The organism is Gemmatimonadota bacterium, assembly GCA_016720805.1.
GTDB lineage: Bacteria > Gemmatimonadota > Gemmatimonadetes > Gemmatimonadales > GWC2-71-9 > Palsa-1233.
This window is the reverse complement of record JADKJZ010000008.1, coordinates 62,556-78,652: the sequence shown is the minus strand read 5'-3', so window position 1 is coordinate 78,652 and position 16,097 is coordinate 62,556. Positions and strand designations below refer to the sequence as shown.

At 66.5% G+C, this 16,097-nt stretch carries 9 protein-coding genes; 2 read left to right on the top strand and 7 right to left on the bottom strand.

Annotated elements, in window-relative coordinates; genetic code table 11:
• Positions 1-124: 124 nt before the first annotated feature.
• Entirely contained in the window at positions 125-1,450 is a 1,326-nt protein-coding gene (locus tag IPP98_08430) for an amino acid permease (protein MBL0179134.1), read from the bottom strand.
• Between the two features lie 110 nt (positions 1,451-1,560).
• Here IPP98_08430 and IPP98_08425 point away from each other — a divergent pair, with 110 nt between their 5' ends.
• Together IPP98_08425 and IPP98_08420 are read left to right on the top strand one after the other, a co-directional pair.
• Positions 1,561-2,568 (top strand): protoheme IX farnesyltransferase, encoded by a 1,008-nt coding sequence (locus IPP98_08425; protein MBL0179133.1) that lies wholly within the window; start codon positions 1,561-1,563, stop codon positions 2,566-2,568.
• Positions 2,565-4,370 carry an ATP-binding cassette domain-containing protein gene (locus IPP98_08420; GenBank protein MBL0179132.1) on the top strand — a complete coding sequence of 602 codons (1,806 nt, stop codon included), beginning with the start codon at positions 2,565-2,567 and terminating at the stop codon, positions 4,368-4,370. Before IPP98_08425 ends, IPP98_08420 begins: the two co-directional genes overlap by 4 nt.
• Before the next feature lie 231 nt (positions 4,371-4,601).
• On the opposite strand, the gene IPP98_08415 is transcribed toward IPP98_08420, so the two are convergent.
• The 6 genes from IPP98_08415 to IPP98_08390 all read right to left on the bottom strand — a co-directional run bounded on the left by IPP98_08415 (position 4,602) and on the right by IPP98_08390 (position 15,955).
• Positions 4,602-5,996: a hypothetical protein gene (locus IPP98_08415; GenBank protein ID MBL0179131.1), complete on the bottom strand. Its 1,395-nt coding sequence runs from the start codon at positions 5,994-5,996 to the stop codon at positions 4,602-4,604.
• Positions 5,997-6,063: 67 nt separating this feature from the next.
• Positions 6,064-7,473: a GWxTD domain-containing protein gene (locus IPP98_08410; protein MBL0179130.1), complete on the bottom strand. Its 1,410-nt coding sequence runs from the start codon at positions 7,471-7,473 to the stop codon at positions 6,064-6,066.
• Positions 7,474-7,534: 61 nt separating this feature from the next.
• Positions 7,535-8,659 carry a PorV/PorQ family protein gene (locus tag IPP98_08405; protein ID MBL0179129.1) on the bottom strand — a complete coding sequence of 375 codons (1,125 nt, stop codon included), beginning with the start codon at positions 8,657-8,659 and terminating at the stop codon, positions 7,535-7,537.
• 100 nt (positions 8,660-8,759) lie between these two features.
• Entirely contained in the window at positions 8,760-11,195 is a 2,436-nt protein-coding gene (locus IPP98_08400; GenBank protein ID MBL0179128.1) for a hypothetical protein, read from the bottom strand.
• A 425-nt stretch (positions 11,196-11,620) separates the two neighbouring features.
• Entirely contained in the window at positions 11,621-12,685 is a 1,065-nt protein-coding gene (locus IPP98_08395; protein MBL0179127.1) for a hypothetical protein, read from the bottom strand.
• Positions 12,686-14,113: 1,428 nt separating this feature from the next.
• Positions 14,114-15,955, bottom strand: a complete 1,842-nt coding sequence (locus IPP98_08390) for a carboxypeptidase regulatory-like domain-containing protein (protein ID MBL0179126.1) — start codon at positions 15,953-15,955, stop codon at positions 14,114-14,116.
• Between the last annotated feature and the right edge of the window lie 142 nt (positions 15,956-16,097).

Genomic DNA, 16,097 nt, shown 5'->3' with positions numbered 1-16,097 from the left:
AAAGCGGCAGGCGAAATGTCGTTCCCGATCGGAGGTCGCGCAAGCAACGCCCCCAAGGGGGGTCACGGGTCAGGCAGGGGAATGACAGAGGTGGAGGGGGAGGGGAGGGGGCCCCCCCCACCACTCACGCCCTCCCTGGCCCCCCAAACCGCCGCCACACGAAATACACCGGCACCCCCACCAATATGATCCCGAAGGTCACCCCATTCTGGGCCGGATTCGACAGCAGCGCGTTGGCCACCATCCCGAGCGAGGCCAGCAGGAAGATCGCCGGGGTCAGCGGGTAGCCCAGGGTCCGGTAGGGCCGCTCCACGTCCGGGCTCCGCTTCCGGAGCACGAAGACCCCCGCCACCGCCATCGCGTAGAACGGCCACGACCCCAGCACGAAGCGGTCGGCCAGTTCGGCAAACGAGTTCTGCATGACATAGGTGACGCCAAGCGCCGCCGTCAGCCAGATCGCCACCGAGGGGGTCTGGAAGCGGGGCGAGACCCGGGCAATCACCGGGAAGATCAGCTTCTGCTCGCTCATCGCGAAGAAGATCCGCGGGCCGGTCATCACCGAGCCATTGACCGAGCCGAAGCACGAGATCATCACCACCCCGGAGATGATCGCCGCCCCGGCCCCCCCAAAGAGCGCAATCCGGGAGGCCGTCTCGGACGCCACTCGCTGGATCGTGGCCATCTCGGCAGCCGGGATCATGTAGAGGTAGGCCGCGTTCACGAAGAGATAGATCGCCACGATCGCCACCGTGCCGAGGATCAGCGCCCTCGGGAGGTTCCGCCCTGGCTCCTTTACCTCGCCGCCGATGAAGGAGAGGTTGGACCAGCCATCGTAGGTCCACATGATCGGGACCAGCGCCGTCAGCATGGTGGAGAGGGTCACCGTGGCGGCCGGGGAGGGGGTCACGAAGTTGGCCACCGTCCCGCCACCCACCGTGAAGGCGAACAGCCCCAGCCCGAGCATCGCGCCGTACTTGAGGATGGTGGTGACGTTCATCAGGAGCGACGCCAGCCCCACCCCCAGATAGTTGAGCAAGGCGATCAGCAGAATGACCCCGGAGGCCACCCAGCGCTCCTGGCGGTCATCCAGCGGGAAGAACTCCCCCAGGTAGGTGGCGAAGACCAGCGAGATCCCGCCGATCGCCGCCGCGCGGATCACCGTCAACTCGGCCCAGCCGTAGAGGAAGGCCGGCAACGGCCCGAAGGCCTCGAGGATGTAGGCAAAGATCCCCCCCGAGCGCGGGTAGGCCGCTGCCAGTTCGGCGATCGTCAGCGCCCCCGTCAGGGTGACGATGCCACCCACGACCCAGATCAGCAGCATCGCCTTCGGATCGCCCAGGGCGGCCGCGACTTCCCGCGGCACGCGGAAGATCCCGCTCCCGATCGTCGTCCCCACCAGGACGGCGGCGGCACTCCAGAGGCCAAGATGACGCGGCAGGCGCTCGTCCATGGGGGAATTCCTTGAGGGGGGTCCGACGGCGGGGTAGATTGCCCGGTTGGAAAACTGACACCATGAGGCCGTCGCGCCTAGGGGCGACGACCGTGAGGAACAATAGATCCATGACTGACGCTGCCCCCAACGCCGTGGCCCTGCCCCAGCCCTCCCTGCTGGCGGACCTCGTCACCCTGACCAAGCCGCGGATCATCTCGCTGCTGCTGGTCACCACCATCGCCCCGATGTTCATCACCCCCGCCGGCATGCCGGGCTGGGCGCTGATCGGCTGGGTCACGCTGGCGGGGTACCTGATGGCCGGCGGCGCCAACGCGATCAACATGTGGTTCGATCGGGACATCGACGACCGGATGACGCGGACCAAGCTGCGCCCGGTCCCGTCCGGTCGGATGCCGGCCAACGCCGCCCTCCTCTTCGGCATCACCCTCGGCGCCGTCGCCTTCACGCTCTTCTGGACCTTCGTCAATCCGCTCTCGGCCTGGCTCGCGCTCGCCGGCCTGCTCTTCTACGTCTTCATCTACACGGTGTGGCTCAAGCGCTCGTCGCCGCAGAACATCGTGATCGGTGGGGCCGCCGGCGCCTTCCCGCCGTTGGTCGGCTGGGCCGCGATGACCGGGTCGGTGGACCTCGGCGCGCTCTACCTCTTCGCGATCGTCTTCTACTGGACCCCGCCGCATTTCTGGGCGCTGGCCCTCAACAAGCAGCGCGACTACGGCAACGCCGGGATCCCGATGATGCCGAACGTGCACGGCGTCCCCGAGACGAAGCGGCAGATGCTGCTCTACACCCTGATGCTGATCCCCTTCACGCTGATGCCGGCCGTGGTGGGCATCCAGGGGCTCTTCTACGGCGTGGCCGCCACCCTGCTCGGCGCCCGCTTCCTCCAGCTCTGCTGGGTGATCGCCAAGGAAGAGGGGGTCACCCCGACGACCTGGCGCCTCTACAAGTATTCGCTCTCCTACCTGGCGCTGCTCTTCGTCGCCATGGCCGTCGATCGCTGGGTGCCGTTCGGCCACCGCGCGATTCAGGCGCAGGAGATCCAGCTCGGCAGCGCCACGCCACTGACTCCCGATGCCGCCCGCGGCGTCCGGCGCCCACACCGACCACTGAGCTGAGCGCCCCGCGGAAGGGCCCCCCATCGCCCAAGCCGCTCCTCCGGCTCTGGCCGAGGGTGCGGCCGTATCGGCGCGGATTGCTGATCGCAGGGGTCACACTGTTGCTGTCGTCGTGTCTGGCGCTCTCCTTCCCGCTGGTGGTCCGCTACCTCCTCGACGCCGCGTTCGAGCGCCACGATCGCCACCTGCTTGATCAGATCGCCCTCGGCCTCCTCGCCATCTTCGCGACCACCGCCGTCCTCAACTACATCCAGACCTACTTCCTCTCGGCCACCGGTGAACGCGCCGTGGCCGGCCTGCGCCGTGAGCTCTTCGGCAAGCTGCTGGAGATGCCGCCCGGCTTCTTCGCCGACCGACGCACCGGCGAGCTGACCTCGCGACTCACCGTCGACATCGGTCTGCTGCAGGGAATTCTCTCGCACCAGCTCGCCGACTTCACCAGGCAGCTGCTGGCACTGGTCGGTGGCGTGGTCATCCTCACCTGGATGCAGCCGAAGCTGATGCTGACCGCTGTCGGCGTGGTGCCGATCGTGGCCCTCTCGGCGCTGATCTTCGGCAAGCGGCTCAAGTCGATCACCACGTCGGTGCAAGACCAGCTGGCCGACTCGACCGCACTCGCCGAGGAGGCGTTCGGTCAGATCAGGGTGGTGCAGGGATTTGCGCAGGAGCCGTACGAGCGCGAGCGCTTCGCCACGCGCGTCGGGCGGGTGGTGACGGCGTCCCTGCACCGTGCGCGGGTGCGCGCCACCTTCTTCGGCGTGATCACCTTCACCACCTTCTCCGCGGTGACGGCGGTACTCTGGATGGGCGGGCGGCTGGTTCTCTCGGGCCAGCTCACCCCTGGCCAGATGGTCTCCTTCCTCCTCTACACCGTGAGCATCGCGGCCGCTTTTGGCGCGCTCGCGACCTTCTTCTCGGCGTACCAGGAGGCCGTGGGTGCGGCGCAGCGGGTCTTCGAGCTGCTCGAGACCGTCTCGCCGGTGGCCGACCCGCCGATCCCTGTCCCGCTGCCCCACCCGGTGCGCGGGGCGGTGACCTTCGACGACGTCACCTTTGCCTACAGGGCGGACGCGGCAGAGCCGACCATCCAGGGCCTGACGTTGCGCATTGCCCCGGGCGAGGTCGTGGCGGTGGTGGGCCCCTCAGGCGCCGGCAAGACCACTTTGGCATCGCTGCTGCCCCGCTTCTGGGACGTCGACGGCGGTGCGATCCGTCTCGACGGGATCGACATTCGCGACCTCACGCTCGCCGACCTCCGCCACGCCATCGGCATCGTCCCGCAGGAGCCGGCGCTCTTCAGCGGCACCGTGCGCGAGAACATTGCCTATGCCCGCCCCGACGCCTCGGCAGAAGACGTTGTGGCGGCGGCCCAGGTGGCCAATGCCCACGAATTCATCGTGAACCTGCCCGAGCAATACGACACCGTGGTCGGCGAACGGGGCGTCAAGCTCTCTGGCGGCCAGCGGCAGCGAATTGCGATCGCGCGGGCCGTGCTCAAGGACCCGGCGGTGCTGGTGCTCGACGAGGCGACGTCCTCGCTGGACAACGAGAGCGAGCGGTTGGTCGAGATGGCGCTTGAACGGCTACTGGTGGGGCGCACCACGCTGATCATCGCCCACCGGCTCAGCACGGTGCAGCGCGCCGACCGGCTGGTCGTGCTGGACGCCGGCAAGATCGTCGAGGAAGGGACGCACGCCGAGCTGCTGCGGCGCGGCGGCATCTACGCGCGGCTCTTCCAGATGCAGTGGCGCGGCGGGGAGAACCTGGCGGAGGCGTTGGCGGCGTTGAAGCAGCAGGGGTGACCGCGAACGGCGAATAGCGAACGGCGAACGGGCTGCGATTGGTGTCATCCCGAGCGGAGCGAGGGACCTGCGTAGTCAGGGATGGGCCAGGCCTTGGCCCATTCGCTATCACGCAGGTCCCTCGCTCCGCTCGGGATGACGGCGCCGGGTATCGCTCCTCCCCCCAACGAAATCGCCCCCGTCCGATGTCCCGGACGGGGGCGATTCCTACTGTCTTTGGTGATCGTCCGCCTAGTTCGTCCGCTTGATGATCAGCTGGACGATCGACGGCAGCGGCGGAGTGCCGTAATCGAACCAACCCGTACCGATGTAGTACGTCCCGGCGGTCAGGTTGGTCAGGGCGCCATGCTCCGACCGGCTGGCGTCCTGGCCCAAATTGTCAGCGACATAGGCGCCAGTGAATGTCGAGGTGAACCGCACAATGCCCATGTCCGCATCGGAGTTCCAGCGACCGAGCACGTCGAACGTCTGGCCGGCCGGCACAACGATCTTGTAGATGCGGCAGTTGTCCAGACCGAGGGCGGTGCACTGCGACGGCGTGCCCCAGGTCGAGCCGTTGTCGGTGGTCACCAGGCTCTGCCCGATCACGGTCGGCAAGACGACCGTCGGAGCCGTCGCAAAGGCATCCGCGCCGGCATAGGTCGGGCCGCCGAATGTGGCCGTCGGAACGATCGTCTTGCCGTCAGATGGCAGGGCGAGCGCGACCGAGCTCAAGAATGAGAGGGCGACTCCCGTGTAGGTCACATCGCCACTCGAACCCAAGGCAGGGACGATCGTCGCGGTCGAAGAGTCGGCGCTGAGAGCGGTGATCCCGGCCTCCACGCCGCCAATCAAGACCTTGCCATCGCGGCGGAAGCGGACTGAGCCGCCCAGCGTGACGGTGACCGGCGCGCCGATGTTCGGCGTGGCGGATGACAACGTGGTCGGGGCCGCCAGGAGCGCCGGGGTGGTCATCGTGTTGGTCGAGGCAAGCGTCAGGTTGCCCGCTGCCGTCAGGTAATCCATCGTGACGCCAGCGACCGTCGCGGCACCGGTCACGCCGGGGCCGACCAGGACCTTGATCGTCTTGCCGTCAGCCGAGCGCGAGGAGATCGCGTTGGAACCGGTCGCGAAGGTCACCGTGGCAGTCTGGGTGAAGCGGGTGGCATTCGGCGCCGTGATGGTGACCTCGTCGCCGGCGACGCCGGTCGTGCGCGAGAGGGCCGCGCCGAGGTTGGTCGGTTCGACGCGGACCTTGAAGGTCCCCGAGAGGCCGCCCGCCGTCGCAGTGTAGGTGTACTCACCCGGCGTCACGCCGAGGACGAAGTAGCGCTGTTGCGACTTGTCGAGCGGCACAATCAGCGTATCCGAGCCGTCAACATATTCGGGGCGGTAGAGGGGATCGTAGTGGACGGCGATGCCAGCCCCGGCGCCCGAGATCGTGAAGCTCGTCCGCACGCCGTTGTTCAGCGGGTTGATCAGTCGGAGCAGCACGGCCGACGAGTCCCCCTGCTTCACGTTCAGCACGATCGGGTTGGCCCGCACTTCGACGGGTTCGGTATTCAGGTCGAGAAGGGGGTCGTCAACGCATCCTGACAGACCCGAGAGCGCGAGGATGGCGATCGCCCCACGAACCATCTTCTTCATAGTCAAACTCCTCAGGAGAGAGCGGAGTGCTTCGGGCACTCATCGGTGAACATGGTGGCGCCCAGACTCAGGGCACATTCGAGAGGTTGACGCCAAGCCAGCGGCCAATCTCGTCGGCAACTTCGGGAGTCAGGATTTCCAGCCAGTTGGCTGCGGATCCCGGTTCCCGGAACTCGTTCGACTTCAACAGAATGAAGTTGCCCTGGTTGCCTCGGTCGGCAAAAATGAACCAGATCGGCTTGCCAACCGTGTAGCGCCACACTTCATACGGCGGCGCCCGGCCATCGGACGGTCGCGCCAGGATTTCACTGGGCGGCGATCCGAACTTCACTGCAACACGACCACGATCGGTCTTCCAACCCACCCGCCCGCGCTCGCCATACTTCTGGTTGACGTTGGCGACGGCCTGGTAGAAGGCGATGCGGTCTTCATTGTTCACGGTGGCCTTGTTCTTGTCGCGACTCGACCAGAAATCGATCAGGAAGCGACGCTTCGCGGCCATCGACATATCCTGCTTGTAGACGTTCAGCTCGCGAGACGGGGCGCCGGTCAGGAACAGGACCTCGGCGGCCGCGTCGAGCGAATCATCCGGGAGGGCATTGAAGTAGCCCTCGTCGGTGCCACGATTCGCCTGACTGATCGCCACGCTGCGCTTCAAGGCCTCCTCGGCGGGCGAGACGACGAACGGCGTCTGCATCGTTACCGTCTTGCCGGCCACCGCGAGGGTGGCATGCATCAGGTAGTCGCCGTCCGGCAACCCTTCGACCGAGAACTGCCCCTTGAACAGCCCGCCACCGGCGGGAATGGTCTGACGCGTCGGGGGAAGATCGGCCACCGTCGTGCCATCCCGCTTCCGGATTGCCAGGCGAAGTTCGCCGTGGGTCTCCGTGGCGGAATAGGCCTCGAGCATGTACGCCATGTTCGAGTTGACGATGTCCACCCGGAGCATCGGGGCGGTGCGAATCCGGTAATTGCCGCGTGCGACTTCCCCAGGCATCGAGGTCGTGTCACCTGCCGGCATTTGTCGCATCTCGTTCGCGAGCATCAGATCCGACGCCGTGGGCGCCGAGGCGTAGGCCTCGAGTCGCACGGAATCGGCAATCGTCTTCCCGGTCAACGAGTCCCGGGCCGACACATGCATCACGAACGTGCCGGGCTTGAGCAGGAACCGGAAATTTTCCACTCCAGCGGCGCCGGGGATCCGCGCCATCGCTGGCGCGCTCCGCTGGAACGACTCGCTGGTCAGTACCGTGCCGCGATCATCGACCACCTTGACCGTCACCGTGTAGGTGACGTGGGCGTCGGCGCCCGAGCCGATCGCGGACGCAAAGAGGTACGGCACCCCGGCCTGGGTGAGGACTTGCGTCTCCCCCGAGGCCGGGAGGAAGAATCGGGTCACTCCCAGCTCGAGCCCCTGGTCGCGCTGTGAGGCGCTTCCACCGGCAGCCAGCGCCGCGAGCATGACGACGGCGTTCAACACCGTGCCACCCCCAGGGCGCCGGAAAGGTCAGCCTGCCGAACGAGCTCGAGCCGCATGATTACCAGCCCAACGAAACGGTGAAGAAGGAGACGTCGCCCAGGGCGCCCATCTTCTTCCAGGCGTAGTCGAAGCCGAGCGCGAAGCCGCCGCGCGAGGCCAGCGACACACCGCCACCGAGCGCCAGACCGGCCGACTTGTCATCGGTCTGCTTCTCGAAGGCGACGCCAGCCGAGGAATAGGCCAGCGACGGGTTCGACGTGTAGGAGCCGCGGACTGCGACCCCGAACGGCGAGCCACCGACCCGCTCGGCGGCAAACTCGCCACCGGCCGAGAACGAGGCCTTGTTCGACCGCATCTGGTTGAACTCCGACGTCACCGTGAGGCGCGCGTCCGAGGTCGAGATGAAATCGTAGGCCAAGCCGACGGCGAACTTGGTCGGCAACGAGAACGGCGAGGTCAGCCGCGTCGACGCCACCGGACCACTCGGAACGTCACCGTCACCCGGGAGGGTGTCGCGCACCGAGGTGACCTTCAACGGGTCGCCCTTGTACGTGAGGTTGGTGCCGAGGTTGGTCAGCGCGAAGGCGAAGCGAATCGGCTTGCCGGCGAGCTGCGAGTGGAAGTGCGTGCCGAAGTCGACGGCGAACGCGTTGCCGCTCACCTGACCGAGGCGGTCAAAGACCCCCTTGGCGGTGATGCCGACGGAGAAGCGGTCCGAGAAGTTCTTCGCGACGGTCATGGCCGCGTAGGTCTCGGAGACGCTGTAGAACTCGCCGGTGCCGTTCGGCTGCTGCGGGGTGTACACCGGCTGGTCGGAGAAGCCGAAGCTCCCGATCGAGAAGCCGATGGCGCCCGAGCCGCCGCCGTACGGGGTGGCGACGCCGCCCCAGTTCAGCTTGGTGTCGGCGACATAGTTCAACTGCGATCCCTGGACGCCAGCGCGCTTGAGCAGCGCGAGGGCACCCGGGTTGGCGTACAAGGCACCAAGGTCAGTCGCCAGCGGCAGGTAGCCGCCGCCGAGTGCCATACCGCGTGCGTTCGCTCCGATGAGGAGGAACTCGGCGGCCGTGGTGCCGTAGCCGGTGTTGTCGCGCTTGACCGCGGTCGACTGGGCCCCGACAACGGCGGGGGTGGCAGCCAACAGGGTGAGGGCAACAACGCGTGCGACGGAATGCCGGATCATCTGGTCTCGTCTCCTGTGGTGCGGTGGCCGGCCTGAGCTGGCCACCACACCTCGAGTGAATCGGTTGCCCGTGACGGGCAGTGGTTCCTACGGGCGACCGCTACTGGGCGAAGTTGACGACCGTCAACCGGCCAACCCTGCTCTTCCCTTCAGCTTCGATGTGATAGAAGTACACACCCGAGGCCACGAACTGGTTGGAGCGGTTTCGCACGTCCCACGTCACGGTGCCGGTCTGGGCATCCGCAGCGGCGTCAAGGATCCGCACCAGGATGCCACTGGTGGTGTAGATGCGAATCCGGGCGCCGGTCGGCACGTTCACGAAATTGATCACCTTCGAGACGACCTGACGGTCGAACGCGGAGGTCACATAGTACGGATCTGGAACGGTGTGCACCTTGGCCAGCGCCTCATCCGTCACCGCGTCGACCGAGTTGGTCACGGTGAACTGGAACTTCATCGAGGCACCAACCGCCGTGAAGGGGCGGAAGGCCGCGGAGGTGAAGGCGTAATTACCGTACTGGCCGGCATTGCCGTTGCCGCCGCGGACGCCGCCGATGTAGTCGCGGACCGTCCACTGCGTGCCGGACGCCGGGAGCGCACCGCCCGCAAGTTCCACCGTGTACATGTGGCCCTTGAGGTAGAGACCGAATCCGGCGTTGGGCTGCGCCGTGGCGGTGCGGAGCGTGGTGAACGTCGGGCTCGCGCCGGTCGCGATGACCACCGGACCGGGAATCGCCGTGTTGACCAGCTGGACCGTGGCGCCGGTGCACGGCGCGTTGGCCTGCCAGGCGGCGGTCGGCTTCAGCGGCATGACGCAGCCGAAGTCCGTGAAGCTGTGCTCCGGGCGGTTGTCGTGCCCGGTGACGCCAGAGTTCAAGATGCCCCAGGAGGCGCCAATGTTCGTGGAGAACGGCACCACCACGTTGTGCGTCAGGTCAATGACCGAGTCGATCTTGCCGGCGGCACCCCAGTAGACGCGGACATCCGCGGCAGTCTGGAACGGCGACAGCGAGTTCGCGATGTCACGGTGCGCCGAGGTGATGTTCTCATACTCGAGTGGCATGTACATGTTCGCCACGCCCGCGAGCTCACCAACGTTGTTGAGGTGGGCCTGCGTGACGGCATTCCCGAAGTTGAAATTGCCCGGGTTGGCGCTGTTCGGGTTGGACTTGGTCTCGTTGTCCCCGATGAACCAGCGTGGCCCGTTGTAGTCGCACTGACGGCCGGTGCCGAAGACCGTCGAGGCGGAACCGTTCACGCAGCCACGGCCCTTCACGCCAGTCATATAGCCCGCCTGCGTGTGCAGGGTGTAACCGCCCGGGATGTTGTACCCGGCGCCGCCGCCGTATTCGCCGGCCAGGTCGGGATCTGCCTCGAGCGCGAGGAACGAACCGGTGACGGTACGCTCGGTGTAGCTCGCCTGGTCAATCGAGACGGGAATGGAAATCTTGGTGGTACCCGTCGGCCCGATCACCGAGAAGAACTGGAGCGCATCGGCATTGCCCGACGCACCCGACGAGGACGACAGCAGGTTGATCGAGTCGAGGCGAACCGCAACTTCGCCGGCCTTCAGCACCTGCGTGACGAACGCCCCGAGGGAGATCGAGAGCGCGTTCGACGGCTGGAACTTCTTGCTGAACTTGCCGGTCGCCGGGTCGATCGTCGGTGCCGTCGGGTCGTTGAGCGCAGCGGCGCCCCGGCCGAAGGGACCAAGGATCGTGACATTGCCACTGCTCGTGACGTTCGAGGCCGGCGCGCCAACGACGATCTGCTTCGAAATCTTCGCCGACTCCAGCGAGGAGGGCGCCGATCGGAGGGAGTTCACGTCGAAGGCCGTGACGGCGTAGTAGTAGCGCACGCCGTTCCGGACGTCGGTGTCGGTGTAGACGAACGGCACGCCGCTGTTCGACAGCTGCGGGAAGCCGTCACGGGTCAGCGCCGAGTCGGCCGCGCCCGGGTTCAGCACGACGCCGCCGGTGGCCAACTTGTCGCGACCGCCGTAGTTGACCTGGACCAGCGGACCGACGAGGTCGTAGGTGAACGAGACCGTCGAGGTGACGCCCGGCGTGATCGGCGTGAACGCCGCACGGCAGGCGGTCATGACTCCGATTTCCGGAGCGCAGTTGACCGCGTCACCGAGGTTGCCGCCCTCGATGACGAGGCCGCCGAAGTCCTTGAAGGTCGTGTTGTTGTAGTCCCACTGCTTCAGCAGCTTGAGCGACCCCGGGCCGTCGAGGCGGCCGCGATAGAGGCGGTAGCCTTCGACGTCGAAGCGGCGGTAGTTCGGGTCGTACAGGTTGTTCGCGACGGTGCCGCCAGGCCCCGTCGTCGTGGCCGAACCGGCGACCGCAAAGTACGGGTCACCCGTGGTCTCGGAGACCGACGGCTTCCACAGGATCGTCACCTGGGCGTCGCCCGGGATCAGGAAGAACTCCGGCGGCTCCGGCGAGAACGGGAGGAGGAACTTGGCGTCGAACACCGTCTGCGCCACGAGCGCCTTGCCGTAGAGGGAGTTCGGGCGAACCCGAGAACTCACCCTGCTGCGGGATGCCATCGCTGTTGCCGAACGGCGGGAGGTCTGAGTAGCCGAGGAAACCGGCGATCGAGTCGACCTTGTTGGCGCCGTTGTACTTGGTCATCGAGTCGACCGAGGCCGTCAGCGTCGGGATGCCCGGCGTGATTGACGTGGAGGTCGTCGGCGCGAAGCCGGGGATCAGGACCGGCGCCGCGTGGACGAACGCGATGACGACCGAGGCGGAAGCGCCCGGGGCCAGCGAGGACGACTTGGCGGATTCGAACATCCGGATGTCGACGCCCGGGGTCCCCGTGAACACGAAGCAAACGTGATTGATTTCCGGCGCATTGATCGTGCAAGCCTGGTCGCCGACGTTGACGTCGTTCTTGCCGGCGAGGTAGCGCCACACCTGCTTGGCCTGGCCCGGGTCGGGCAAGCAGCCGCCGTTACAGGTGTTCGAGAAGAGCTGAATTTCGCCCGGACCCTCGGGGCCCTTGAGGTACTTCATCCCGACGAAGCCGATGCCCTGGAAGAACGGCGGGGCAAAGATCGACGGATCGTAGACCCAGGCGCCGGACGGTCGAACGCCCCTTGTAGGCAAAGCCCATCGCGAACGGCAGGTTGACGCCGGCATAGTTGCCGCCGCCGCCAGGACCGACGTCCGGGTCCGCCGCATAGGCCGCAAACAGCTGGTCGATCGTGTAGCCGGCCGTCGGCAACGTGATGCCGAACTTGGCGTTGTTCATGGCGTGGAACTTCTGCGCCTGCGCAATGAGCAGGTCCCGCATCGCCGGCCGGTGGCTGGCATACGCCGCCGGGTCGAGCGAGGTCATGTTGTAGTACGTGATGATGAAGTACAGGATGTCTTCGTTGCCCGTCGGGTAGTTCCACGCCACGCCGCGGTGCTCGGCCAGAATGCCGAGCGGATGCGGACGCTGCGCGATGAACGCCGGGTCGCCGTCCCACGAGATCCAGTAGACGTCACCCTGCGAGGCGTTCACCTGGCCGCGAAGGAGCGGGCTGTAGAGCAACTCGCTTTCGTCGCCCTGCGGCACCTTGGCGACTTCCGGCCAGATGGCGACGTCGGCCGGATTCTGGCCGTTGTAGATCGGCATGACCTCGGCGCCGTGCTTGTGGGTACCGGAGGCGTCGAAGAGCAGCGCCGCCGAGGTGTCGCCACCCCACGGATTCGCCGGCTTGGTGCCGCGGATGATGCCGGCAAACTGGAAGCCGGAGTTGAACATGTAGGAGTTCTGGGTGCCACGCGGCCAGTTGCCGCCGGCGGTGGTGCCGGTGCCCGACGAGTCGGCACCGATTTCACCACGCGTGCCAAGACCGTAGAAGACCCGGTTGGTGGCAATGAATCCCGTGGAGCGGGCAAAGAGACGGTACGGCTGCTGCTTCGTCCCCGGTGCCGGCCCGGCCGAAGCCGTGCTCGGCGCCAGGCCGAGCGCCAACATCGTCAGGGCGGCCCCGACGAACATCTTCTGCATACCACGCAGTGCGTGCATTGATTCCTCGCGTCTGATATAGTCGTCCGGAGAGGGCGGACGGTCGGATGACCGCCCGCTCCCCCCGGCCGGGGTCAGAAGTTCACTTCAAGGCCGAAGCGCAGACGCCGACCGGCGCCCACGTAATTGCTGATGTGCCTGCCTGCCGCCCGGTTGTTATCCGACGCGACGCGCTGCTCCGCGAGCGTGTAGATCGCGTCACCGTTGCCGAAGCGCTGCTCCGACTTCCGGTAGTAGAAGCACTGGGGGCCGGTGGTGTTCGTGCCGTTGCCCGACAAGGCGCAGGCCGCGTCGGTCGTCGGCAGGACCAGGGCGGCATCCGAGACCCGACGGAAACCGTTCTGGGTGCCGAAGGTTGCGTAGGTCAGCGAGTCGGCATTCCACTCGCGATCCTGCTGGGCACCGTTCGTGGTCGTCCCGGTCGTGCTCCACACCGAGTTGACGACCTTCAGGTTCAGGATGTTGCGGCCGTCGAGGTAGCCGGTCATGTCGAACTTGCCGAGCTGGAAGTTCTTGGTGACACGGAGGTCGAACTCCTTCGCCGCCGGGAGACGCGCGCCAAGGAAGGACGACTGCGCCGGCTCGATGGCGCAGCTGCCACCGCTCCGAACGCCGATCGAACCCGGGTCCGTCGGGTCGCACCGTGTGTACGGCGTACCCGAGGCGAGACGGAAGGTGGCGTAGAAGCCGGTGCGCTTCAGGACGGCACCGAGCACCGAGCCCTGCTGGAAGTCAGCCGGGAGGGTGACCTGGAACGAGCCGGCGATCGTGTGCGGGCGCGAGAAGGTCGTCGTGGTGGCCGCGAGCGGCGCGCGGTTGCCCGGGAGCGGCTCGTAGAAGTTCCGGTACGACGTCGGGTCCGAGCCGGTGCTCTTGGTGTCCTGGAAGGAATAGGACAGCGAGCCGTTCACGTAGTTGCCGATGCGGCGATCGAGGCGGAGGTCGAGGCCTCGGGTGTTGCCGAAGTCGGAGTTCTGGGCCTGGAAGATACGCGTCGGCTGCCCGCCAACCGGGTCGACCGGGAAGGAGAACTGGTACGACGCGTTGGCCAGGTTGTCCTTGTTGTACGCGGCCAGGTCGAGGACCATGTCATCCGAGAAGGCATGACGGACGCCGAACTCGAACAGGATCGTCTTGCCGAAGTCGAGGTCGCCGCCCCAGTTCGAACGGGAGTTCGCGCCGCCGGCATCGATGTCGGTCAGCGAGTTCTGCAGGACGAGGCCGAGGTCAGGCGACTGCGCCTGGTGGCGGTACGAGAGGCGGAAGTTGGTCTTCTCCGTGACGGGGAAGGCCACCTGGATCGCCGGCGAGATGTAATCGTGCGACGGATCGGTCACCAGGAAGTTGTCGAGCGAGTCGGGCGTGAAGCCCGGCGCGGTCGAGATGCGCGGGAAGTCCTTCCAGCGGCGTGCGTTCGACAGGAAGTAGTCATAACGCAGACCACCGACGACGATCACGTCGCCCAGGTCGATGCGGTCTTCGGCGAAGAAGTTGTAGCGGTACGGCTTCACGAGATAGGTGGAGATGTTGCCGCCACCGTACGCGGTAATGTCGTAGCCGGTGTACTCGCCACCGAACTTGATCCGGTTGTAGCGGTCGGCCTGCCAGTCGAGGTTGGCCTTGAAGACCTTGCGGTTCTCGATCTGGTAGTTGACGGCGTTGTCGTAGCCACCGCCGCCGGCACCGTAGCCGATGCCGTCGACTGTCGGCACGCCTTGGTTGGTGAGTCAGGTTGTAATTGCCCTGGGCGGAGTACTGCGAGGTGTTGATCCGGTCGGTGAGACCGATACGGTTCGTCACCTTGTTGTTCAGGATGTTCTTGAGCAACGTCGAGTCGAGCGGGAAGTTGTCCGCCGTGTAGACGTAGTCAAGCTTCTTGAGCAGGATGCCGAACGCCGGATCACGGCTGCCGGCTTCCGACGCATCGGTGATGCGGCCGGCCAACGACGAGTTCCACTGGTACGACGCGTAGGCGTCGATCGAGAGGGACTTCGACGCCCCGCGGATGAGCTGCTGGTTCCAGTTCAGCGTCGCCACGTTTGACCAGTTCTCGGAACCGGCGGTCAAGCCGTCAGCCTTGCGATTGCGCGCCTGGTTGCCCGAGAGGAGGTAGGTCGCCGAAATGCGCGAGCCGCCGCCGAAGGTGTAGTTCAGCTTGGCGGTGCCGTTGTACTGCGTGTTCACGCCGCCGTTGCGCGACGAGTTCGAGGCGCAGCTCTGGCCGTAGTTGTCGCGCATCGCCTGCAGCGCGGCGTTGGTGACGAAGTCCATCTTGTCGCACTCGCCCGAGATCACGGCGTACTGGTAGACCGGGACCACAATCGAGTCGGAGCGGACGTTGCCGAAGGTCTTCGGCAGCGTGAACGTCGTGTCGATCCCGACCGGCGCCCAGGTCGGCAGCTCCCACGCCTGATAGCCGCGGTTGCCGCCCTGCGAGCCTTCGAGACGACCGGAGACGTAGAACGTCAGCGCGCCCTTGATCGGACCGCCGAAGCCGCCCTGGAACATGTTGAAGCCGCCGCGATAGCGGGCCGGCGCCAGCATGTCCGTTTCCCACGAGACGTTGCCGGCGAACTTCGAGCCGCCCGTCTTGGTGGTGATGGCGACGATACCGCCCTGCGCGTTGCCGAATTCGGCCGACGCGGCGCCGGTGGTGATCGAGGCGTCTTCGAAGCCGTTCACCGCGACGACGCTGATGCCGGCCGAGAAGCCGCCCGACGCGCCACCCGAGCGGACACCGCTCTGGACCGGCACGCCGTCGATGTAGGTGTTCTGCTCGTCCGTCCGCGAACCGCGGACCGAGATGCCGCCACCGTTCGTGGTGGTCACACCCGGCTGCAGCTGCAGCACGCGCGACACGTTGTCCACCGGGAGCTTGTCGACGAAACCGCCGTCGATCAGCTGCTTGGTGGCCACCTGGTCACGCGGCACCAGCGGCTGCGCCGCCGACGTCACCGTGATGTCGCCGACGTTCACGGCGCTCTGCTCCATGATGATGTCCTGGGGGGACGTCTGGCCAGAGAGCACGCGGAGATTCTCGACCTGCGACGACTTGTAGCCGATGTAGGTCGCCCGCAGCGTCACCGAACCAGCCGAGACGCTGTTGAAGAAGTAGTACCCCTGCTGGTTGGTCGTCGCGGTAAAGGCCGTCCCGACGATGATCACGCGCGCACCCGCCAGCGGTTGTCCCGCGGCGTCCTTGACGCGACCGTCGATCTTGCCGGTCGAGCCCTGCGCGTGAAGGGTCGAGGCGCCTGCCCCGAATGCCACCGCCGCAAGCGCAAGCGCTGTGCGGGCGAGGGCTCTCACACAATTCTGAGTCATTGAACCGTCCTCCGAAGGCGTAAACACTGGAGATGCCGCTCCTTCGTGCCAGTCACCGGCGCCAATCGACGCTGGGACCGCGTACTGC